18 protein-coding genes are annotated in these 23,376 nt (G+C 38.5%); 5 read left to right on the top strand and 13 right to left on the bottom strand.

The features are described from left to right. Positions 1-122: 122 nt before the first annotated feature. A complete protein-coding gene (locus GHI93_RS05165; RefSeq protein ID WP_153496008.1) occupies positions 123-293 on the top strand; it encodes a hypothetical protein in 171 nt (56 codons plus the stop codon). 52 nt (positions 294-345) lie between these two features. Here GHI93_RS05165 and sufB read toward each other — a convergent pair whose 3' ends face one another. The 11 genes from sufB to GHI93_RS05110 form a co-directional block, all read right to left on the bottom strand. Next, positions 346-1,743: a Fe-S cluster assembly protein SufB gene (gene sufB / locus GHI93_RS05160; protein ID WP_153496007.1), complete on the bottom strand. Its 1,398-nt coding sequence runs from the start codon at positions 1,741-1,743 to the stop codon at positions 346-348. A gap of 56 nt (positions 1,744-1,799) precedes the next feature. Next, entirely contained in the window at positions 1,800-2,258 is a 459-nt protein-coding gene (gene sufU, locus GHI93_RS05155) for a Fe-S cluster assembly sulfur transfer protein SufU (protein ID WP_153496006.1), read from the bottom strand. Continuing rightward, positions 2,258-2,599, bottom strand: a complete 342-nt coding sequence (locus tag GHI93_RS05150) for an FMN-binding protein (protein ID WP_153496005.1) — start codon at positions 2,597-2,599, stop codon at positions 2,258-2,260. Before GHI93_RS05150 ends, sufU begins: the two co-directional genes overlap by 1 nt. A gap of 11 nt (positions 2,600-2,610) precedes the next feature. Next, positions 2,611-3,339: an SDR family oxidoreductase gene (locus GHI93_RS05145; RefSeq protein ID WP_153496004.1), complete on the bottom strand. Its 729-nt coding sequence runs from the start codon at positions 3,337-3,339 to the stop codon at positions 2,611-2,613. Positions 3,340-3,390: 51 nt separating this feature from the next. Continuing rightward, positions 3,391-4,617, bottom strand: a complete 1,227-nt coding sequence (locus GHI93_RS05140) for a cysteine desulfurase (RefSeq protein ID WP_153496003.1) — start codon at positions 4,615-4,617, stop codon at positions 3,391-3,393. A 1-nt stretch (position 4,618) separates the two neighbouring features. Then, positions 4,619-5,875, bottom strand: a complete 1,257-nt coding sequence (gene sufD / locus GHI93_RS05135) for a Fe-S cluster assembly protein SufD (protein WP_153496002.1) — start codon at positions 5,873-5,875, stop codon at positions 4,619-4,621. A 68-nt stretch (positions 5,876-5,943) separates the two neighbouring features. Continuing rightward, on the bottom strand, positions 5,944-6,726 hold the full coding sequence (gene sufC / locus GHI93_RS05130; protein ID WP_153496001.1) for a Fe-S cluster assembly ATPase SufC: 783 nt from the start codon (positions 6,724-6,726) through the stop codon (positions 5,944-5,946). Positions 6,727-6,893: 167 nt separating this feature from the next. Further along, a complete protein-coding gene (locus GHI93_RS05125) occupies positions 6,894-8,213 on the bottom strand; it encodes a glycosyltransferase family 4 protein (RefSeq protein WP_153496000.1) in 1,320 nt (439 codons plus the stop codon). A gap of 9 nt (positions 8,214-8,222) precedes the next feature. Next, positions 8,223-8,927: an adaptor protein MecA gene (locus GHI93_RS05120; RefSeq protein WP_153495999.1), complete on the bottom strand. Its 705-nt coding sequence runs from the start codon at positions 8,925-8,927 to the stop codon at positions 8,223-8,225. A gap of 267 nt (positions 8,928-9,194) precedes the next feature. After that, positions 9,195-9,929: an amino acid ABC transporter ATP-binding protein gene (locus GHI93_RS05115; RefSeq protein ID WP_153495998.1), complete on the bottom strand. Its 735-nt coding sequence runs from the start codon at positions 9,927-9,929 to the stop codon at positions 9,195-9,197. Next, complete coding sequence (locus tag GHI93_RS05110; protein WP_153495997.1) at positions 9,926-10,612, bottom strand: amino acid ABC transporter permease; 687 nt, start codon at positions 10,610-10,612, stop codon at positions 9,926-9,928. The genes GHI93_RS05115 and GHI93_RS05110 overlap by 4 nt, the downstream gene beginning before the upstream one ends. A gap of 143 nt (positions 10,613-10,755) precedes the next feature. Between GHI93_RS05110 and GHI93_RS05105 the strand changes: the two genes are divergently transcribed. The 4 genes from GHI93_RS05105 to GHI93_RS05090 all read left to right on the top strand — a co-directional run bounded on the left by GHI93_RS05105 (position 10,756) and on the right by GHI93_RS05090 (position 15,806). Continuing rightward, entirely contained in the window at positions 10,756-11,679 is a 924-nt protein-coding gene (locus GHI93_RS05105) for a diacylglycerol/lipid kinase family protein (RefSeq protein ID WP_153495996.1), read from the top strand. A gap of 320 nt (positions 11,680-11,999) precedes the next feature. Next, the gene (locus GHI93_RS05100) at positions 12,000-12,854 is read left to right on the top strand and encodes an Rgg/GadR/MutR family transcriptional regulator (protein ID WP_153495995.1); all 855 of its coding nucleotides are present in this window, start codon (positions 12,000-12,002) and stop codon (positions 12,852-12,854) included. A gap of 332 nt (positions 12,855-13,186) precedes the next feature. Beyond that, a complete protein-coding gene (locus tag GHI93_RS05095; protein ID WP_153495994.1) occupies positions 13,187-15,181 on the top strand; it encodes a DUF1430 domain-containing protein in 1,995 nt (664 codons plus the stop codon). Position 15,182: 1 nt separating this feature from the next. Then, positions 15,183-15,806: a putative bacteriocin export ABC transporter gene (locus tag GHI93_RS05090; RefSeq protein WP_153495993.1), complete on the top strand. Its 624-nt coding sequence runs from the start codon at positions 15,183-15,185 to the stop codon at positions 15,804-15,806. 175 nt (positions 15,807-15,981) lie between these two features. On the opposite strand, the gene rpoC is transcribed toward GHI93_RS05090, so the two are convergent. Together rpoC and rpoB are read right to left on the bottom strand one after the other, a co-directional pair. Continuing rightward, complete coding sequence (rpoC, locus tag GHI93_RS05085) at positions 15,982-19,617, bottom strand: DNA-directed RNA polymerase subunit beta' (RefSeq protein ID WP_170272396.1); 3,636 nt, start codon at positions 19,615-19,617, stop codon at positions 15,982-15,984. A 102-nt stretch (positions 19,618-19,719) separates the two neighbouring features. Continuing rightward, positions 19,720-23,343 (bottom strand): DNA-directed RNA polymerase subunit beta, encoded by a 3,624-nt coding sequence (rpoB, locus tag GHI93_RS05080; RefSeq protein ID WP_153495992.1) that lies wholly within the window; start codon positions 23,341-23,343, stop codon positions 19,720-19,722. Between the last annotated feature and the right edge of the window lie 33 nt (positions 23,344-23,376).

Genomic DNA, 23,376 nt, shown 5'->3' with positions numbered 1-23,376 from the left:
TCTCGAAAATTTTCTGTCAGTACTGACAGAAAAAAATCGCTTAAAACGACTTCTTTTTTATGATGCACCATCAAACAACAGAAAATCTTGAAAGACGCGCACAATTATGGTAGAATAAGAAAATGAATGATGCCATTTTTGGCGTTAGAAATAATGAAAGGATACCAAAAATGGCTTATAAATCAAGAAAAGCTGGGAAACGTAACCGTAAAAGCGGCGGAAGCAAACACTTTAACAAAGTCGGAGTGAAAACTGTCGTTAAACCAGAGCAAAAAGTTGCACAAGAAAAATAATGCAATAAAAAAACACCGAACGGTGTTTTTTTTTGCTCTAAAATCAAGAAATTTATCCAATTGATCCTTCCATAGAATACGAGATTAAGCGGTTTAATTCGACGGCATATTCCATTGGTAATTCTTTTGTAAATGGTTCAATGAAGCCCATGATGATCATATCTGTGGATTCTTTTTCTGTCAATCCACGACTCATCAAATAATACAGCTGTTCTTCAGAAATCTTAGACACTTTTGCTTCGTGTTCAAGGGCAACTTGTGAATTGTGGATTTCGTTATACGGTACTGTATCTGAACGTGAGAGATTGTCCATAATGATCGTGTCACATTCAATGTGAGATGCTGATTTTTTAGATTTTGGTCCAAATTTCACTTGTCCACGATAATTTACTGCACCGCCACCTTTAGAAATGGATTTTGAAATGATAGAACTTGAAGTATTTGGTGCATTATGAATCATTTTTGCCCCTGTATCTTGATTTTGTCCTTCACCTGCAAATGCAATGGACAACATTGTCCCACGTGCTCCTGGCCCGTCCAAAAAGACAGAAGGGTATTTCATAGATACACGTGACCCAAGATTACCATCAACCCATTCTACTGTTGCATTGGCTTTAGCTGTCGCGCGTTTTGTTACGAGATTGTAGACATTATCTGACCAGTTTTGGATGGTCGAATAACGCATGTATCCCCCTTCTTCAACAAAAATTTCAACCACAGCAGCGTGCAATGAGCTAGCGGAGTATGTCGGAGCAGTACATCCTTCAACATACTGAATGGATGCTCCTTCTTCCACAATAATCAGTGTGCGCTCAAACTGTCCTGATTTTTCGTTATTGATTCTAAAATACGCTTGAATTGGAATCTCACATTTCACCCCTTTAGGCACGTAAACAAACGAGCCACCTGACCAAACAGCGGAATTCAATGCAGCCAATTTATTATCTGTTGGAGGAACGAGTTTTGCAAAGTATTTTTTGAACAGTTCTGGATATTCTCGCAATCCAGTATCTGTATCTGTAAAGACGATTCCTAACTTTTCAAATTCGTCTTTCATGTTGTGATAAACGACTTCTGATTCGTATTGTGCAGAAGCTCCAGCAAGATAAGAACGCTCTGCTTCTGGGATTCCGATACGCTCAAATGTATTTTTGATCTCTTCTGGAACATCTTCCCAATTTCGAGCCGCTTTTGCAGATGGTTTTTGATAATACACAATATCATCAAAATCAATATCCGTTAAATCCGGTCCCCATTTTGGTAAATCGATCTTTTTAAATACTTCAAAAGATTTCAAACGGAAATCAAGCATCCATTCTGGTTCTTTTTTCGTTGCTGAAATTTCGCGAATGACTTCTTCAGTCAAACCAAGTCCTGTTGTATATTCGAGTTCCGCATTGTCATGGAATCCGAATTTATATTCGCCCAATTCTGGGATTTCTTCAGTCATATTTTTACCTTTCCAATTTTTTCATCACTCAATTTTAAAATGTGAATGGGTGATTTTTAGTGTGCATTTGCAACTTCACTCGTCAATTTTTCTTGATCGAGTGCTTTTTTCAACGCATTCCAAGGAAGTGTTGAGCATTTTACGCGTGCTGGAAATTTAGAAACGCCAGCTAAAAACTGAGCATCCCCAAGATTTTCTTGAGCAGGATCTGATTTTCCAGTCACCATCTCTGAAAAGACGTGTGCCAGTTCAAGCGCTTGTGCTTTTGTTTTTCCTAAAACGAGTTCTGACATCATTGAAGCTGAGGCCGTGGAAATCGTACATCCATGCCCACTAAATGCGATATCTGAGATTTTTTCGCCGTCAAACGCTACTGTTAAGCGAATCACATCGCCACAGGTCGGGTTATTTAAGTCAATCACGCATCCGACTTCTAATTCACCAGCGTGTCTTGGATGTGCTGAGTGATCCAAAATGACGGCACGATAAAGATTATCTAATTTTGTAAGTGCCATTATAATTGCTCCAAATCTGTTGGGATTAGCACTAAAACTTTACGTAAGATAGGATATTTTTCTTTCATCCTATCCAATTTCTTTCCTGTGCTAATCAATACTGTTTTTGAGGTGCGTCTAAAACCGATGCCATAACCATGATGTCCTTTAGCTTCACAAATATCAATGATGCTGTGAAGGTTATCATTCAAAGCAATGTCATTTTCCAGCTTGTACATTTCTATAGCTGGTGCAAGTACGCGCGCGTCTGCTGTGACCTGAGGGGTTATTCTCTCTGCCCACGATGTCAAAGAAATTGCGCTTTCGTATTCTAAGGCTTCTAAAAATTTGTGGGATAACATCTTTCTCCTCCTTAGTTTTTTGACTTCAGAATAACTTCATTCCATTCACTGTCTTCTGGGAGATTGATTGCCTCTACAATCGTGTTTGCAACGCGTTCAACTGGCATTCCACTATTTGCCATTGCTTTTTGTGTACTTGCTTTGTATTTTTCATCCGTAATTGACTGGGTGATTGGTGTATCTGTCCAACCTGGTGAAATCACGGTTACACGCACTTTTGTGTGTGCTTTATCCATCTCCTCGCGCAAACTATCTGAAAGCGCACGAACAGCAAACTTAGTCGCTGAATAAACGGCACTTCCTGAATGAGCGACGTGTCCTGCAATAGATGATAAATTGATAATTTGTCCTGACTGTTGCGCGACAAGATAAGGTAAAACAGCACCAATCCCATAAAGAGTTCCTTTGAGATTGATGTCAATCATCGCGTCCCATTCGGAAACGTGTTTATCGATTAGATTAGAAAAAGGAGATAACCCTGCGGAATTGACAAGAACGTCAATCTTGCCAAATTGCGCTAACGTAAAATGAGCTAAAGCTTCTAAATCTGCCATTCTTGTGACATCTGTGACTTTATAAATGACATTATCGCCGAGTTCTTTTGATAATATTTGGAGTTTTTCTTCTCTACGTGCTGCAAGGACGACTTTTGCTCCTTTTTCAGCTAGTATCCGTGCTGTTGCTTCTCCGATACCAGATGATGCACCTGTGATAATAACAACTTTATCTTTTACTACCATTTTTAGACTCCTTATTTTTATTTTTATCTGTCAAACAAGATGTTTTTCTTGTTAAAAACTAAAAAATGCTTTTGTTTTAAGAAGTGCTTCTACGAGTTTGTCACAATCTGCTTTTGTATTGTAAATATAAAAGCTCGCGCGCGCTGTCGCTCCAACTTCCGTATTTAAACGGGTAATCAATGGTTGAGCGCAGTGGTGTCCTGCACGAACAGCAACACCTTCCATATCAAGCGCAGTTGCTACATCATGTGGATGTAGTCCTGCAAGATTAAATGCAATAACGCTGCTTCGTTTTTCATCATCTAAAGGGCCATAAATCGTTAGTCCTTCAATTGCGCGCAGTTTGGGCATCACGTATCTGATGAGCTCATGTTCGTGAGCCGCGACATCGGTCATTGTCAGTGCTGACAGCTCATCAATCGCTGCCCCAAGTCCAATTGCCCCCGCAATATTTGGTGTTCCTGCTTCAAATTTCCAAGGCAGCTCTGTCCATGTCGAGTGATCTTCATAAACAAAGTCGATCATTTCACCGCCAAATTCGACAGGGTTCATTTGATTGAGCAGCGCTTCTTTTCCATACAAAACGCCAATCCCTGTGGGACCAAGCATCTTGTGTCCACTAAATGCAAAAAAGTCTGCATCCATATCACACACATCAATCGCCATGTGAGGCGTCGATTGTGCACCGTCAACGACCATGTAAGCGCCGTGTTCATGTGCTAATTGTGCAATTTCTTTAACAGGATTAATACATCCTAATACATTTGACACCTGCGTCATCGAGACAAATTTTGTCCGATCTGAGAGTTTATTTTTGAGTGCTTCCATGTCAAGTTCGCCATTTTTAAGCCCGACAAACTGAATTTTTGCCCCTGTTTTTTCAGCCACTTGCTGCCAAGGGACAAGATTTGAATGATGTTCCATAATAGACAATAAAATCTCGTCTTGTGGCCTTAAGCATTGTTCTGCAAATTTCGCAACCCAATTGAGTGATGTTGTGGTCCCACGTGTGAATAAAATCTCTTTTGTTGAGCGCGCATGGATGAACGCACGCACTTTTTCTCGTGCTGCTTCATAATCTGCTGTGGCACGCTCAGCCAAGCTATGAACCCCACGATGCACGTTTGCATTATCAGTTTCATAGTACCTTTGAATTTTTGTCAGTACTGACAACGGTTTTTGCGTTGTGGCCGCATTATCTAAATAAACCAATGGTTCGTCATTGACTTTTTGATCTAATACCGGAAAAGATTTCCGGATTGCTTTGGGATCGAACATTTTAAATGTCCAGCTTTCTATCGATTGTCTCGATGAATTCTTTTTGTACTGCTTTAATTGGAATTTCTGTTACAACTGCACCAAGAAAACCACGAATGACAAGCTTTTTGGCCGTTTCTTCATCAATTCCACGCGATTGCATATAAAACAAATCTTCCTCATCCACTTGACCAACGGATGCTGCATGACCTGCAGTGACATCATTTTCATCAATCAACAGAATTGGATTCGCATCTCCACGTCCTTTATCAGTCAACATCAATACACGACTTTCTTGCTGTGCATCTGCTCCAGAAGCCCCGTGAATGATGTGTCCAATCCCGTTAAACGTCAATGTCCCACGATCAAGAATGACGCCATTTTGTAAAATGTGACCGACTGAATTTTTTCCGTAATTCGTCACGCGCGTATTAATGGCTTGAATTTGTTTTCCTGTGGAAATCCCGACAGCTTTAATATTACTATGACTCGCTTGACCTCGCAATTCACTATCAAAATCTGCAACAATATCCCCATCGTTCATCACACCGATAGACCAATCAATACTTGCATTCTCACCAATCAATCCGCGACGTGTGATAAATCCAGTGACGTTTTCACCCAATTCATCAATCGCAGAAAACTTGACTTGTGCCCCATCTTTTGCAATGACTTCAACAACAATATTCGCTTTAACCTGCTGATTTCCATCGCCCAAACTTTGAAAACGTTCAAGATAATCCACTTTACTGTTTTTTCCGACTACAATCAAGATGTGCTTGTAAAACGGAACATCGCTTGAGCGGTCTTGATAAAATAAACTCTCAAGTGGAACCTTAACTTCAACATGATCTGGCACAACAAGGACAGCACCAGAATTAAAAGCTGCCACATTTAGAGCTGTCAACTTATTTTCGTCAGCAGTCACAAGACTTGAAAAATACGTTTCCATCACTTCTGGAATTTCTGTCAGTGCTTGTGAGAAATCTGTGAAAATCACGCCTTTTTCTGAAAGCTCTGGCGTCAGTTGTTCAAAGACCGTTTGACTTCCAACTTGTGCTAAAACAGGATGATCAGACACTTCAGTAAACGAAGGCACGTTTGATGAAACTTCTGATTCAGCAATTTTTAATTCGTCTAATTTAAAACGATCCAAACGTACTTTTTCAATGAACGGAACGTTTGATGTTTCAAAAATTTGAGCAGCATTGAGGCGGCGTTCTTTTAACCATACAGGCTCAGCATGGGCCTGAGAAAATTTTAATATTTCTTCGTTCATACCATTTTTGATCCCTTTTTCCTTGACAGTCACATCACGTAACCGCAAAGATCAAGACCATAACCTCCTCATTCTTCTTCTTTATAATCTAAACCGAGTTCTGCTGCGACTCCTGTGTACCCTTCTTGTTCAAGGCGAAGCGCAAGCTCTGCGCCACCAGATTTTACAACGCGACCATCCATCATCACGTGGACGTAATCTGGTGTGATATAATCCAACAACCGTTGATAGTGTGTAATGATCATCGCACCAAATTTATTTCCTCGCATCGAGTTCACGCCTTTAGCAACAACTTTGAGTGCATCAATATCAAGTCCAGAGTCGATCTCATCCAAAATCGCAAATGTAGGTTCCAACATCAAAAGCTGAAGAATTTCATTGCGTTTCTTTTCACCTCCTGAAAAACCTTCGTTTAAATAGCGTTCAGCCATTTCTTCTTTCATGTTCAAGAGGTCCATATTTTTGTCCAATTTTTTGATGAACGCCATCACGCTGATTTTATCTTCTTCAGAACGACGCGCATTGATCGCAGCACGTAAAAATTCTGCATTCGTGATGCCAGGAATTTCGCTTGGATATTGCATCGCAAGAAAAAGGCCCAAACGTGCACGTTCATCAACGGTCATCTCTAAAATATTTTCTCCATCAAATAAAATTTCACCTTGTGTCACATGATAATGTGGATTTCCCATAATCGCTGCTGAAAGTGTGGATTTCCCATTTCCATTTGGCCCCATAATCGCATGAATTTCATCCGTGTTAATTGTTAAATTCACCCCTTTGAGGATATTTGTGTGTACGCCATTTTCATCAACGCCTACATGCAAATCTTTGATTTCTAAAGTTGACATATCGCTCCTTTACTTACAATTCTTCTTTTTCTTTTCAACTGAAAATAGAGTGAATTGTATTGTCTATTTTTAATTTGTCAATTTAATTTGACATTTTTCTTAAACAGTTCTATTCTAACAAAAAAACAGCGGAAATGGTAGAAACCAAGCTGTTTTTTTTCATTTTTTTACTCTTTTTTATCCTTATTCACCCGACTCAGTCTTGCTGCCGGTTTTTTCTCCGTATTTTTTGGGGAAATGATCGGAATATCCACTTCAATCGTGTCTTCATTATCCTGATTTTTTTCATAATTTTCATGCTTTAAAACTGCATCACGATAGCCCGAATTTCCAATGAATCGCAGTGCTTTTAACATGGGTTGACGATTTTCACCTAAAATCCCAACTAATTCAATAAAAATTTCTAATCCAAATAAACACGCAATGACAAGTAAAACACCACCCAATCGACTAGAAACTTGAAGAATGATGGAAATAAACGCAAAAATTCCTGCAATCCCATAAATAATCAAGACCGCTCCTCGATGCGTAAATCCAAGAGCCATCAGGCGATGATGCAAGTGGCGCTTATCAGCAGCAGTAATGCTTTGTTTATTTAATCGGCGTCGAATGATCGCCATCACTGTGTCTGTCAGTGGGACTCCCAAAATCAAAAGTGGCGTGACAACTGCCACAGCAGTCGCATTTTTCAAGCCCTGCAAAGATGTCACTGCAATCATAAAGCCTAAAAACAATGCGCCAGTATCCCCCAAAAAAATGATGGCAGGATGATAATTATAAGGAAAAAATCCCATGATCGCAGCGACCAACGCAAAAATCGTGATCGGTAAAAAAACGTTGGGACTTTGCAAAAAGAAATAAGAAACTAATCCCATTGTGCTCAGCGAAATCACAGAAACTCCACTGGCTAATCCATCTAAACCATCAATGAGATTAATCGCATTGGTGATGGCTAAAATCCAAAAAACGGTAAAAATAAAGGATAACCACTCTGGGAAAATGACCAATGGTCCACCAAATGGAATTTTAATATTATCCAGTCGCGCATGTGTGAAAAACCAGATAAAAACAGCTGCAATCGTTTGACCTAATAATTTCATTTTAGGTGAAATTTCTTTAATGTCATCAATCAGTCCCGTCAAAACAATGATTCCACCACCAATCACAAACGGAAAGACGTAATTGAAGTACGACTGCAAATGCGGTGGTGTGCCATGTTTTAGAGGGATAGTTGAGATGAACGCAGGCTGGACATGTACAATCATTGGAAGAATGATCAGCGTCGTAATGACAAAAGCAATGTAAATCGGAAGTCCTCCACCGGTTGGCATTGGCTTATTATTGACCCGCCTTGCGTTAGGATTATCCACTGCACCAATCGCTTTTGAGACAAACGTCATCAGCGGTGTTAAAAGAAGTGAAATACTAAATGTAATGATCAAAACAATCAAAAATTTTAGCACAAAGGGCATTGATGAAATTGACATAGGCTACCTTTAAATTTTTCTGAGTTTTTCCATCGCATGATCTGAAATTAAACAATGACCATACTCTTGTAAGTACTCACGACTATACTCTGAATGCGCCCCAAATTCCATCAACCGCGCACGCATACTATCCACTTGAAGGTGACCATGTTTTTTGATGCTATCAAGCACCACCAGATAAAATGCACCGTCACATTCAAATAACTCGGAAGTTTCTTCACTAAAAACAACATTCTTAACTGCCTCGAGTACAGACATTGGATCTGCAAATCGAATGGCATAAAAAATAAAATCTACTTCTTTAGGTTTTTCTTTGAGATTACTGTATCCAGAAATATTTAATCCCGGATTAAAATCTTTAATTCCACGCTCTGCAGCCATATTAGATCCAATTTCATTGAGTTTATTATAAAATCCATTCATCATTTCTTCAAATTCTTCTGGATCATCAGGAATTTCACCATCTCCATCCCCTAAAAGTTCTTCTGAAACAATTAAATGAACGCCTTTAGGATGGGGCTGGACTTGGAACGTCAGGACTCCAGTTTGATTAAAGCGATTCTCAAGGCCCAATTCATCAACCAACTCATAAAACAATTGTTCAATAACTTGTTGATTTTGGAAAAAATCAGATAATTTTACATCATGTTCTGATAGATCTTCAAAAGTTAAACTTATTTTAATGGTATTTTCATTGATATTTTCAAATTTCATAGGAACTCTTTTCTGTCTTAAACACTTGATTTTCATTCGCTAAAATGCACACACATTTTAGATTCTTATCTTCATTATACCACAGTCTCGAAAAAAGTTATTGAGATATTCCATTTTGAAAAAAAGTTCTGTCAGTACTGACAGAACTTAGAGAGAAGTTAAAGCACTTGTTTTTGATTTAAGCTTTGTCCTTTAATGTTTTTAGACTGCTCAAAATAAACAGAACTCAGCATTTTAAGGGCTGTCAGTACTGACAGAACGCTCAGTTTACAATACTTTAGCCAAAAAATCTTGTGTGCGTGCTTCTTGTGGATGATCAAAGACTTGCTCTGGTTTTCCTTCTTCAACAATCACGCCGTCAGCCATGAATAACACGCGATCTGCGACATTCTTAGCAAAGCCCATCTCATGTGTGACCACAACCATTGTCATGCCTTCTTTTGCCAACTCTTGCATGACATTCAAAACTTCGCCAACCATCTCAGGATCAAGTGCTGAGGTTGGTTCGTCAAAGAGCATCACATCAGGTGTCATCGCCAATGCACGAGCAATGGCAACACGCTGCTGCTGTCCTCCAGAAAGACTTTGAGGATAAGCTTGTGCTTTATCTGACATGCCAACACGCTCAAGGAGCTCGTGTGCTTTTTTTTCTGCTTCTTCTTTACTGAGTCTTCCTGTTTTTACAGGTGCTAGGGTTAAATTATCCAAAACCGTCATGTTAGGAAAAAGATTAAATTGTTGAAAAACCATCCCCATTTTTTCACGATGTTTAAATACATCAACGGATTTATCAGCAATATTAGTGCCCTCAAAATACACCTCACCTTTTGTAGGACTCTCAAGCAGATTCATCGTGCGAAGAAAAGTAGATTTCCCAGAGCCTGAAGGTCCGATCATCACAACCACTTCGCCTTTTTTAATTTGGATATCCAGTCCTTTTAGAACTTCGTTTTTTCCAAAATTTTTATGAAGATTTTTAATTTCAATTAAATAGTCGTTCATTTCACATATCCCTTTCCAAGTTTCTTTTCAAAACGTGACAACAAGCGGCTCAACGCAAAGCAGACAATGAAATAATAAAGTGAAGCAAACAACATTGGAGACAACGTCTGATAAGTCATCGTTCCAACAGTCAACGCCCCATTGAACACTTCCATCACGCCAATAGTATAAAGTAACGAGCTATCTTTAATGATTGTGACAAATTCATTCCCAACAGCGGGTAAAATATTTCTCACCGCTTGCGGTAAAATGATATTTGACATCGCTTGAGCAGGACGAATTCCAAGCGAATATGCAGCTTCTCTTTGCCCTGCAGGAACAGATTCAATCCCCGCACGTACAATCTCAGCCATATAAGCACCAGAATTAAGTGATAAAATCAAAATTCCAGGAACAAGACGTCCTAAATCTTCTGCTAAAATACCAACATGGACTGTTGGCCAATTGGCTCCCCCCATGATTGCATAGCCAACCATGATTTGAACCAACATGGGTGTATCACGAAATATTTCGATATACGCATTTAAAATCCAGCGTAACGGAGCGATTTTAGACATCTTTCCAAGGGCAAGTAAAATGCCAAGAATGGTTCCAAAAACAACAACAAAAATTGAAATAATGATAGTAAAAACCATTCCATCATTAAAATAAGGCAAATAATGCGGTAAAAAACTCCAGCTCATCAGTTCTCTCTTTTCTTTAGAAAATTTAATTTTTAAATTAAGTATAATTATAATATATTTTGCATAAAAATGCAAGTCAATTTTTTTCAGTTTTTGTAATTTTAAAAAGATACTTTACTGCCTTTTTTTGATAAAATAAGAACATGACTTATTTTATCCTGGCAAATCCACATTCTGGTGCTCAAAAAGGGCAACACACCGTAGAAATATTAATTCCGTATCTCAAAGCACATCAGATTGATCACAAACTTTTTTCAACCACACAAACCAATCAAGAAGCAAAGTTGATTCAAACCATTTTATCACAAATGACAAAAACGGATCGTTTTTTAGTCATCGGTGGCGATGGGACGCTTTCACTTGTGATCGACCATTGGCCAAAAGATCTCCCATTTTCCTATCTCCCAGCAGGGTCGGGCAATGATTTCGCACGAAGTTTAGGCATTTCTCTTGATCCAATCACTGCTTTTTTAGCACTTGAACACGCAAAAGCGCGCGAACTGTATCTTTTGAAGTATTCTGCACAAACCTTTGAAGGTTACGCCCTTAATAATATCGGGATTGGACTGGATGCTGCGATTGTAAAAGCCACCAATCACAGTCGACTCAAAACCGTCCTAAATAAAGTAAAACTCGGACAATTGGCTTATCTGATGAGCGCATTACATGTTTTATTTTCAAAAAAACCGTTTGAAGCAACGCTGTCAGTACTGACAGAAAATCAAATAACAAAAGAAATCCACTTTAACCGTGCTTTTTTAATGACGTTCACAAAACATCCTTATTTCGGTGGTGGCCTTAAAATTCCCCCCCAAGCAAGCAATCACAACGCCGACATTCATTTGGTAGAAGTGGAGCGTCACCCTTTACCTCGTATTTTCACTTTGATTCCAAAACTCCTCAAAGCCACACATCTGAGCGATCCTAAAGTTTTCCACACCATTGCGTCACAGTTCACAATCCAGCCCCAAAGCACGCAACCCGTCCAAATTGATGGCGAAACTTACACCATCACAAAAGATGATCTCCTTACAATCACAACAGAAAAACGAACCATTTTTTACTGATGATTCGCATTTTCAACTCAAAATTTTCTGTCAGTACTGACAGAAATGAAAAATAGATGATTTTTAACTTTTTTCCATTTACGCTTCGTCCAAAATACAAATGATAACGCACTTAAGAATAATCCTGACTGAAATTAAATCAAAAAACAGTAACAACAGAAATAATAGAATAAGTAACGATGACTAGTTCAAAAACAAGCGTATAAATAGGATAATATTTTTTCATTCGATCCCCTTTCTTAAAGAAACCTCCATTTTTCATCATACACCAAAAAATAAAAATAAAAAAAATAAGTTGCATATCTGCTAGGAGCCCATACATGTTAGATCATTCTGGAAAAATTTTACGTATTGTAAGAGAATCAAAGAAAATGTCACGTGCGATGATTGCTGACAAAGAAATTTCACAATCTCAAATTAGTCGATTTGAAAATGGAGAAACAACACTCACAATCAATAAATTTTTATTACTTCTACAAAATATGTCTGTTACGCTTGATGAGTTTCAAAGCATTGCAGACAATTATAATATGTCAGAAGAATTTTCTTTTCGAGAAGAATTAAAAACAGCGTATGATGAAAGAAATATTAAACTTCTCAGCGAAATGATAACATTTTGGGAAGAAAAAAGTATCAAAAATCCGCAAAAAATGCATTTAAAAATTAATGCCATTGTAGTAAAAACAGTATTATCTCACATTTTAATCAAATTTCGAATTGGTCGTAATGAAGTGGAATATATTAAAGAATACTTATTAAATGTTGAAGAATGGGGAAGATATGAATTTTGGGTGCTTGGAAATACGGTAAGTATTTTTAAGGACAGTGAATTAAAAATGCTAGGACGTGCCGCGGTAGAAAAAGATAAATTTTATCAGAACATTATGTTAAATAAGCGAATTGCCATCAGAACTTTCTTAAATTTTACAGCGATTTGGCTTGAAAGAAATGACTTGAGTCAGGCATTAAGATATATCAATTATTTGGAAGCAATGACGATTAATGTTGATTTTCTCTATGAAAAAGTAATGATGAATTATAATAAAGGATGGTATTATTACAAAGCAGGACATGAAAGCGGAAAAATAAAAATGCACGAAAGTGCGGATTTTTTAGAAAAATATGGTTTTTCTGGGCTAGCAAAAAATCTAAGAGAAGAAATAAAGAATTTATAAACAAAATTTCCCCTTGTGCAGATATGCAAAGGGTTAATTTTTAAACCTTATTTTTTGCTATACTCTTATTAAGGAATCCTTCTGCTTTCTCTCAATTAACCGATAATGTAGCAACGCCTGTTTCATCTGTTTATTATAACGGAACTAAAATAACCAATACTGGTGTTGTACATTCTACCCCATCTTATGCTCGCCTAAGCTTCGGAAATATCTCTGTTTCCAGTGGTGTCACATTTTCAACATCAGCAAGCAACGATGTTCATTCTGTAAATAAATAAACCAAAAGAAGCGTCTCTTTTAAAATAGACGTTTCTTTTATCAGGAGGATATTAATGTATCGATTTTTGAAAAATTTTTTGCTTATTTTTTCTTTTGCACTTTTAACTTGTTTTACAATTTATACGATTACTACAATTTCCTCAGGGTATGCCAGTGGAACAAAACCTTTTATTAGCATTAACAAAGCAAATTTGAATCTTCATAAAGAGTTGGAAAATATTGCTTTAACTCATCATATCATTATTGCAAAGGAAATTTATTTAGATAAGAATGATGGCACAGGAAACACAACCTATGTCTTTGAAAAAATTGGGAAAGGAACCCTTCCTAATAATTTTCCAGAAGAAAAAAAATCAAACATTCTCTCAAAAGCACCAGACATTGGGTACTATTACATTATTGGAAATAGCATTCGTCCAAACACACTGGTTAAACAGCTTAATGCACTAGGAAATCAAGCTGGTTTATTGTCCAATGATATTCGCTGGAGTACGCTTAATGATTTGAATTTGATTTATCGAATCCCTGTAGGAATTATTTTAATCGCATTTGCTGCACTTGTTTTAGTTTGTGCAATTGAGCGATTAAAAAGTGATGGGATTCGCCGTCTTTCTGGAATCAGTCGATTTCGTTTAGCTTTCTTTGGCATTCTAAAAGAAGGTCAATTTATTGTATTTTTAACAATCCTATTTAGTGGTTTAGCAATTGGATGGTTTACAATTCAAGGACATTTTTCATTTTATTATAGTCAAATTATTTTGACGACGCTCAGTATTGGTGGACTGATCTTTTTTATGCTCTCCTTAATCATTTCTACCCTCTTGTTCTACCTCCTACAAATCCAACCAATAAATCTTTCAATTAAAGGAAAGAGTCCTTTTATACTCATTTTTGTGGTGACTGTTTTTTTCCAATCTTTCGCACTTTTTGCTTCAATGCACTCTATAACAAGCTTAAATCAGGCCTCTCATCTTCTATCAAATCTTCAATCCGGTCAAACAGCTTGGAAAAAGAAACAGCAATATTTTGCAACCACACTCTCTTTATCTAATGAAAATCCCGAAAACATCAAAAAATTTACGCTGAATTTACTCAACCTTCCCGATACAATATTAGCGACAAATACTTTTTCACAACGCATTGGACTTGATGAAATGAAAAAAACAATGAGTACATTAGACACTTCTCCATATTCTCCTTTGAATCCTGGAGCGAATGTGATGATGGTTAATATGAATTATTTGAAAGCTTCAAAAATTCATTTAGATAATGATTTAAAAAATAAACTCAATCAGTTAAAAAGTGGACAATATGGCATTTTAATTCCATCTCAAAGACATTTAAACATAGAAGATCTAGGCGCCAAATGGGCCGTGAATGAAACGTCCATCGGTTTAATGAAAAATAGTATCATAACAACATACTCAGATGATCACCCCTTTTTTGCTTTTAACGTCATTGCCCCTTACACAGCAAGCACAGAATCTTTTTCACAAAGTCCAATTTTTATTATCGTAAATGAAAAATCTTTTGAAAAAATCCCTGCGGATACGATTTCAAATTACTTTGAAATGTTTCTTTCAAGTTCTCAAATCATCATCACTCATCCCTCAGAAATAAAAATTTTAGCTCAAAAATATCATCTTGAAAATACCATTGGTGCTTTCGTAAACGGCTATTATGGTATCACAGCACGTGTTTCACGTGCAACCCATCAACGCAATCTATTAATAGCGGTCAATATTTTATGTCTCTTTTCTTCTTTAATTTTAATATCTCTGCTCAACTCAATCTATCTTTATCAAAATCGAAAACAGTTCTTGATTTTACGTTTAGCAGGAAAATCTCGTTTAGAGATTCATAAATCTTATCTTACGATTGTCTTTCTTCTGCTCACTTTGATTTCGCTTGTCGCTAAATACTTACTTCATCTACCGAATGAAGCACTTCTTGTTTCAGTGATTTACTTATTTTTAATATTTAGTTTATTTGCTATACAGATATGGCGGGATATACAAGCAAACGTACTTTATTTGAAAGGATTATAAAATGATTGAATTGAAAAATATAACGAAATATTTCGGTGATCACAAAATATTAATTGATTTTTCTTATCGTTTCGAAACTGGAAAGAGTTATGCTTTAGTCGGGAATTCTGGTTCAGGAAAAACTACACTCTTAAATATTATAGGAAAACTTGAAAAAATAAATTCTGGTCAAGTGCTGATTGATGGAAAAGATTTAAAAAAAATAAAAGAACAATTTTATTTTCGAGATGATATCGGTTATTTGTTTCAAAATTATGGATTGATTGATAATGAAACGATAGAACATAATTTAGATTTAGCATTTATAGGAAAAAAAATTTCAAAAATTGATCGCCAAAATATAATGATAGAAACATTAAAAAAAGTAAATTTAATTCCCGATATGAAGCGAAAAATCTACTCTTTATCTGGTGGAGAAGCTCAGCGGGTTGCAATCGCAAAAGTGATGATAAAAAATCCACCAATAATTCTTGCAGATGAACCTACTGCTAGTTTAGACGAAAAAAATGGACGAGAAGTGATTGATTTGATTTTGTCATTGTTGACAGAATCATCAACAGTGATTATCGCAACGCACAGCCCATTTGTTTGGAATAAAATGGATGAACAAGTTCATCTAGGATGATTTAGTCTCTTTATACTTCAAAAAACGTATAAGAAAAATCTCCTTACAATCACAACAGAAAAACGAACCATTTTTTACTGATGATTCGCATTTTCAACTCAAAAATTTCTGTCAGTACTGACAGAAATGAAAAAAACAAGTTTTTTGAACAACACATCAAAAAACTTGTTTTTTATTATTTTTTCACCGTCTCAACAACAACGACTGGTTCAGGTTTCACAATTTCTGGAGCATTTGTCAAATCTGACAATGGTTCCAAATTGCGATAACGTGCCATCCCAGTACCAGCAGGAATAATCTTACCGATAATGACATTTTCTTTCAATCCAAGCAAGTGATCTTCCTTACCACGAATTGCAGCGTCCGTCAATACACGCGTTGTTTCTTGGAATGAAGCAGCTGACAAGAACGAATTTGTCTCAAGTGAGGCTTTAGTGATTCCCATCAAGACCGGACGACCTGTCGCAGGCATTTCACCATTTAACAAAGCAGTTTCATTAATCTTTTCAAAATCATCGATTTCAATCAACGAACCTGGTAAGACATCTGTTGAGCCGTTATCCATCACGCGAATCTTACGCAACATTTGGCGAACCATCACCTCAATGTGCTTATCGCCGATTTCAACCCCTTGACCACGGTAAGTTTTCTGGACCTCAGCAAGCAAGTACGTTTCAACAGATAAAGCATCACGCACTTGGAGCAAGTGTTTAGGCTCAATAGAACCTTGAACAAGCGGAGCCCCACGATGAATGAATTCTCCTTCTTCCACCATCAATGGTGACGACATTGGAACCACATAAGAACGTGTGTCTGTCTCCCCTTTAATCGTGATTTCACGCGTCCGAGTTGCAGCATCTTCAACAAAAGCTTGAACAACTCCAGTGACTTCTGTGATGGTTGCTTCCCCTTTAGGATTTCGTGCTTCAAAAATTTCTTGAACACGAGGAAGCCCTTGAGTGATATCGGCATTACCAGCCACACCACCAAAGTGGAAGTTACGCATGGTCAATTGAGTTCCAGGTTCACCAATGGCTTGCGCCGCAACGATTCCGACAGCTTCACCAACTTCAACTATCCCACCTGTTGCCATGTCCATCCCATAACAGTGTTTACATACGCCATGAGGAGTTTTACATGTAAAGATTGAACGAATCGTCACTTCTTCAACACCAGCATCAATAATTTGATTTGCCACTTCCTCAGTGATCAATTGATTTTCACCAATAATGGTTTCACCCGTCTCAGGATTAACGACTGTTTTTTTCGTGTAACGACCAACCAAACGTTCAAACAAAGGTTCAATCATTTCTTTTCCATTGGCAATTTCTTTAACCAAAAGTCCACGATCTGTTCCACAATCTTCTTCGCGGATGATCACATCTTGTGCCACGTCAACCAAACGACGTGTTAAATAACCAGATTCAGCTGTCTTAAGTGCCGTATCAGTCATCCCTTTACGCGCCCCGTGAGTTGAGAAGAACATTTCTTGTACGGTCAATCCTTCACGGAAGTTTGAAATAACAGGAAGTTCCATGGTTTTACCATTAGGAGCTGCCATCAGTCCACGCATTCCAGAAAGTTGTGAGAAGTTTGAAATATTCCCACGCGCACCAGAATCCATCATCATAACGATTGGATTTGAAATGTCTTGATGCGCAATCAATTCTTTTTCAAGTGCTTCTTTAGCATCACGCCAAACATCACACACGTGCGTATAACGCTCATCATCCGTAATCAACCCACGACGGAATTGTTTGGTGATTTGAGCCACTTTTTCATGTGCTGCTTCAATGATTTCAGGTTTTTTATCAACCGTTGGAATATCAGCGATTCCGACAGTCAAGCCAGCCAAAGTAGATTGGTGATAGCCCAGATTTTTCAATTCATCAAGAAACATTGATGTTGCAGTAGTCCCATAACGCTTGAAGACTTCAGCGATAATTTTACCCAAATATTTTTTCTTAAATGGCAACACTGTAGGAAGATTTTCAAGAAATTCATGAATATCTTCACCTGAAGTCATAAAGAAACGATCCTCTGTTTGAGTGGTCAAATTTGCATCTGTTGGTTCATTAATGAACGGCATCAATGATGGAATGATGTTATTAAATAAAATTTTACCAACAGTAGTGACCAAAATTTTATCTTTTTGATCTTGCGTCCAAGGACGATCTAACGCACTTGCTAAAATTCCGACACGAGAATGTAAATGCACAATTCCATTTGTTCGTGCAATCTCAACTTCCTCAGGACTCGCAAAAATCATTCCTTCACCTTCACGATGTTTTTGTTCCATCGTAATATAATAATTCCCAAGGACCATATCTTGTGAAGGAGTAACAACGGGTTTTCCATCTTTAGGATTCAAGATGTGTTCAGCACCAAGCATCAACAATCTTGCTTCAGCTTGTGCTTCTTCAGACAAAGGCAAGTGAATCGCCATTTGGTCTCCATCAAAGTCCGCATTGAAAGCTTCACAAGCTAATGGATGAAGACGCATGGCTTTACCATCAATCAAAACAGGCTCATACGCTTGAATCCCCAAACGGTGAAGGGTCGGTGCGCGATTCAAAAGAACAGGGTGTTCTTTGACCACATCTTCTAACACATCCCAAACTTCAAAATCTTGGCGTTCCACTTTCCGTTTAGCTGCACGAATGTTAGCAGCCAATTCTCGCTTCACAAGTTCAGACATCACGAATGGTTTAAATAATTCGATCGCCATCTCACGTGGAAGTCCCATTTGATAGGTTTTAAGGGTCGGACCAACAGCAATAACAGAACGTCCTGAATAATCCACACGTTTCCCAAGCAAGTTTTGACGGAAACGTCCTTGTTTTCCTTTTAACATGTGAGAAAGTGATTTCAATGGACGATTTGAAGCGCCCGTAATCGGACGACCACGACGGCCATTATCAATCAGTGTATCTACTGCTTCTTGAAGCATCCGTTTTTCATTTTGAACAATAATATTTGGGGCGTTGAGCTCCATCAAACGTTTCAACCGATTGTTCCGATTGATCACACGTCGATACAAATCATTCAAATCAGAAGTCGCAAAACGTCCGCCATCCAGTTGAACCATCGGACGCAAATCCGGTGGAATCACAGGAAGCACATTAAGGACCATCCACTCCAAACGATTGCCAGATTTACGGAAAGCAGACAATACATCTAAGCGACGGATGACTTTAACCCGACGTTGTCCAGAAATTACTTTCAACTCTTCTTTAAGTTCAGCGATTTCCTTATCCAAATCTACATCATTTAACAAGTCTTGAATTGCTTCAGCACCCATTTTTGCAACGAATGACCCAAAACCATTTTTCAAAAGTTGTTCGCGATATTCCCGCTCTGTTAAAAGTTGTTTTTTCTCAAGATCAGTTTCTTTAGGATCCGTAACCACATAACTAGCAAAATAAATGATTTCTTCCAGTGCACGAGGACTCATGTCAAGTGCTAAGCCCATCCGTGAAGGAATTCCTTTGAAATACCAAATGTGTGACGTAGGAGCAGCAAGTTCAATATGTCCCATGCGTTCACGACGTGATTTAGCTGTCGTCACTTGAACCCCACAAACTTCACACACTTGATTTTTATAGAAAACGCCTTTAAGTTTGCCACACGCACATTCCCAGTCTTTTTGTGGACCGAAAATTCTTTCGTCGAAAAGTCCTTCACGTTCTGGTTTTTGTGTTCGATAATTGATGGTTTCTGGTTTTTTAACTTCACCAAATGACCAATACCGAATTTTTTGGGGAGATGCGATTCCAATCTGCATACTCTCAAATTTATTTACATCGACCAATTTTTTCTCCACTTCTTATTCGTTTGATCCTTTTCATTGCTGCTCTTCTTTACGATTCAGACCTCTTTTAGCCGTTTTTACCGTAAAAAGCGCATGGATCAATTAATCTATTTTATTCGTATCAATCAACGTTTGTTCTACTTGTTTTGCTTCATCAAGAATCGCTTCTTGTGCTTCAAGCATTTCAGCAGTAATCTCTGGTTCTGGTTGACGATTATCCATATCATCATCCAATTCACGCAAATCAATCGTGTTATGATCGGCATCAAGCACCTTCATATCCAATCCAAGAGATTGTAACTCTTTGACGAGCACGCGGAAGGATTCTGGAAGGCCTGGACGTGGAATTCGCTCACCTTTTACAATGGCTTCATAAGCACGTGTCCGTCCAATGACATCATCTGACTTATACGTCAGAATTTCTTGGAGCACATTAGATGCCCCGTACGCTTCAAGCGCCCAAACTTCCATTTCTCCAAAACGTTGTCCACCAAACTGTGCTTTACCACCAAGTGGCTGTTGCGTCACAAGAGAGTAAGGTCCAACTGAACGCGCATGAAGCTTGTCATCAACCATGTGGTGAAGTTTGATCATGTACATGACCCCAACTGAGATCCGGTTATCAAACGGTTCCCCCGTGCGACCATCATAGAGGACCGTTTTAGCATCTGCTGCCATTCCAGCTTCTTTAACGGTATCCCAGATTTCTTCATCGGAAGCGCCATCAAAAACAGGAGTTGCAACATAGAAGTCCTCATCTTTTCCTGCTTCGCGATTTTGGATTCCCAAAATACGAGCGGCCATTCCTAAATGAAGTTCTTTAACTTGTCCAATATTCATCCGTGAAGGCACCCCAAGTGGATTCAACATGATATCAATCGGTGTACCATCTGGGAGGTAAGGCATATCTTCAACTGGAACAATGTTTGAGACAACCCCTTTATTTCCGTGCCGTCCTGACATTTTATCTCCGACGCGGATTTTACGTTTTTGAGCAATAAATACACGAACCAGTGTATTCACACCTGAAGGCAACTCATCCCCATTTTCGCGCGTAAAGACATGGACTTGGTGGACAATTCCGCCACCACCATGAGGTACACGAAGTGAAGTATCTCGTACTTCTCGAGCTTTTTCACCAAAGATGGCACGTAACAAGCGCTCTTCTGGTGTAGGATCTGTTTCACCTTTTGGTGTGACTTTACCAACTAAAATATCGCCATCAGCAACTTCAGCCCCAATGCGGATAATTCCATCTTCATCAAGATTCTTGATGGCATCATCTCCTACGTTTGGAATTTCACGTGTGATTTCTTCTGGGCCAAGCTTTGTGTCGCGTGTTTCTGATTCATATTCTTCGATTGCAATAGAAGTATAAACGTCGTCTTTAACCATACGTTCTGACATGATAACCGCATCTTCAAAGTTATACCCTTCCCACGTCATATAAGCGATCAAAGGATTATTTCCTAATGCTAATTCACCATCAGCCATTGATGGACCATTAATAACAACATCTCCTTTTTCAACTTTATCGCCGAGTTTGACGAGTGGACGCTGATTGTAGGATGTTCCAGAGTTAGAACGTTGATATTTCGTCACATTGTAAATGTCAAGTTCACCAGTAGAACGACGAATTCGAACTTCATTTCCGTCAACGTATTCACAAGTTCCGTCATATTTTGCAATACTTGCAGCACCTGAATCGTGTGCGATTTGATATTCCATCCCTGTTCCGACTAATGGACTGTGTGGGTCAATCAATGGAACCGCTTGACGTTGCATATTGGCTCCCATCAGTGCACGGTTGGAGTCATCATTTTCAAGGAAAGGAATACATGCAGCAGCTGTCGCCACAACCTGTTTAGGAGAAACATCCATGTAATCTACTGTTCCAGCTTCGATTTCAATATTTGCTCCAGCGTGTCGCGCCATGACGGTATCATTTGCAAAATGGTTGTCATCTGTCAGTGGAGAATTCGCTTGAGCAACGGTATAATTATCTTCTTCATCTGCTGTCAAATATTCGACATCCGCTGTTACAAGACCAGTCGCACGATCAATCCGACGGAATGGTGACATAATAAAACCATATTCATTGATTTTAGCGTATGTTGAGAGGTTGTTGATCAATCCGATATTTGGTCCTTCAGGTGTTTCAATAGGGCACATGCGACCATAGTGAGTATAGTGAACGTCACGCACTTCATACGATGCACGGTCACGAGAAATACCACCAGGTCCTAAGGCAGAGAAACGCCGTTTGTGTGAAAGTTCTGATAAAGGATTGTGTTGATCCATAAATTGTGATAATTGTGATGAACCAAAGAATTCTTTGATTGACGCAGTCACAGGACGAATGTTAATCAAGCCTTGCGGTGTGATATTTTCATTTTCTGATGATGACATCCGCTCACGAATGACACGTTCCATCCGTGAAAGTCCAATACGGACTTGGTTTTGCAAAAGTTCTCCAACAGATCGGATGCGCCGATTTCCAAGGTGGTCAATATCATCGACTTTTCCAATGCCTTCAAAAAGTCCAAGCCAATAGTTAATGTTTGCAAGCACATCGGCTGGTTTTAAGACACGATCTTCTGGTGCAACTTGACCGTTTGACATCAGTGTCACAACACGGTCTGGGTTTTTTGGTGAATAAACTTTGAGCGTTTGAACCTCGATAGCATCTCCAAGCATGACCCCATCTTCTGAAGGATGATATACTGTCATTCCATAACCGTTGTCAAGTAAAGGTTCAATGATGTTTAAGACATCGCGCGTCACCAATGTCTCTGATTCCACAAGGATTTCTCCTGTTTCTTCATCAACAATGGGTTCAGCAAGTGTCAAGTTAAGGAGACGATTTTTGAGTGCTAATTTTTTATTGAATTTGTAACGGCCGACGGGTGCAAAGTCATAACGTTTTGGATCAAAAAAGCGTGCCACCAAAAGACCACGAGAGCTATCAGCGGTTTTTGGTTCGCCTGGACGCAAACGATCATAGATGTCTTTGAGTGCTTCTTCAGTTCTTGTATCACTAGGATTTTTATGCACATCTTTGCTCAATGTGGTCTCAAGGAGTTCACTTTCCCCAAAAAGTTCACGAATGTCTTCATCTGAGCCAAATCCAAGTGCACGGACCATTGTTGTAAAGGTCAATTTACGTGTCCGATCAATGCGGACATATCCAACACCTTTGGCATCCGTATCTAATTCAAACCATGCTCCACGGTTAGGAATTGTCGTGTGTCCATAGCTTTCGATTCCATTTTTGTCTGTTTTTAAGTGGAAATAAGATCCTGGACTACGCACCAATTGGCTGACGATTAAACGCTCAGAACCATTGTTAATAAAAGTCCCCATCTCTGTCATCAATGGGAAATCTCCAAAGAAAACTTCTTGGGTTTTTAATTCGCCTGTTTCTTTATTGACGAGACGGAAAGTAACATAAATCGGTGCTGAAAAGTTCGCATCGTGTGCGCGCGCTTCTTCAACAGTGTATTTAGGGGTTTTCATTTCGTAGCCTACGAATTCAAGTTCCATTGTTCCTGAAAAGTTGTCAATCGGAAACATTTCTTTGAATACATCTGCGAGGCCAGTGTCGAGAAAGTTTTGATAACTTGAAGTTTGAACTTCAATCAGATTGGGTAATCCGATTACTTCTTTGATGCGCGAAAAACTGCGTCTTGTACGGTGTTTCCCGTATTGTACGTCATGTCCTGCCAAGTTGTTTCTCCTCTAATCATAATTGATTTTCTC

Source organism: Lactococcus hircilactis, assembly GCF_009601015.1.
Classification (GTDB): Bacteria; Bacillota; Bacilli; order Lactobacillales; family Streptococcaceae; genus Lactococcus; species Lactococcus hircilactis.
This window is presented reverse-complemented; position numbering and strand designations above follow the sequence as displayed.

Coding starts and splice junctions, on each gene's coding strand:
- GHI93_RS05165 (WP_153496008.1), top strand. CDS start 123: ATGAATGATGCCATTTTTGGCGTTAGAAATAATGAAAGGATACCAAAA.
- sufB (WP_153496007.1), bottom strand. CDS start 1,743: ATGACTGAAGAAATCCCAGAATTGGGCGAATATAAATTCGGATTCCAT.
- sufU (WP_153496006.1), bottom strand. CDS start 2,258: ATGGCACTTACAAAATTAGATAATCTTTATCGTGCCGTCATTTTGGAT.
- GHI93_RS05150 (WP_153496005.1), bottom strand. CDS start 2,599: ATGTTATCCCACAAATTTTTAGAAGCCTTAGAATACGAAAGCGCAATT.
- GHI93_RS05145 (WP_153496004.1), bottom strand. CDS start 3,339: ATGGTAGTAAAAGATAAAGTTGTTATTATCACAGGTGCATCATCTGGT.
- GHI93_RS05140 (WP_153496003.1), bottom strand. CDS start 4,617: ATGTTCGATCCCAAAGCAATCCGGAAATCTTTTCCGGTATTAGATCAA.
- sufD (WP_153496002.1), bottom strand. CDS start 5,875: ATGAACGAAGAAATATTAAAATTTTCTCAGGCCCATGCTGAGCCTGTA.
- sufC (WP_153496001.1), bottom strand. CDS start 6,726: ATGTCAACTTTAGAAATCAAAGATTTGCATGTAGGCGTTGATGAAAAT.
- GHI93_RS05125 (WP_153496000.1), bottom strand. CDS start 8,213: ATGTCAATTTCATCAATGCCCTTTGTGCTAAAATTTTTGATTGTTTTG.
- GHI93_RS05120 (WP_153495999.1), bottom strand. CDS start 8,927: ATGAAATTTGAAAATATCAATGAAAATACCATTAAAATAAGTTTAACT.
- GHI93_RS05115 (WP_153495998.1), bottom strand. CDS start 9,929: ATGAACGACTATTTAATTGAAATTAAAAATCTTCATAAAAATTTTGGA.
- GHI93_RS05110 (WP_153495997.1), bottom strand. CDS start 10,612: ATGAGCTGGAGTTTTTTACCGCATTATTTGCCTTATTTTAATGATGGA.
- GHI93_RS05105 (WP_153495996.1), top strand. CDS start 10,756: ATGACTTATTTTATCCTGGCAAATCCACATTCTGGTGCTCAAAAAGGG.
- GHI93_RS05100 (WP_153495995.1), top strand. CDS start 12,000: ATGTTAGATCATTCTGGAAAAATTTTACGTATTGTAAGAGAATCAAAG.
- GHI93_RS05095 (WP_153495994.1), top strand. CDS start 13,187: ATGTATCGATTTTTGAAAAATTTTTTGCTTATTTTTTCTTTTGCACTT.
- GHI93_RS05090 (WP_153495993.1), top strand. CDS start 15,183: ATGATTGAATTGAAAAATATAACGAAATATTTCGGTGATCACAAAATA.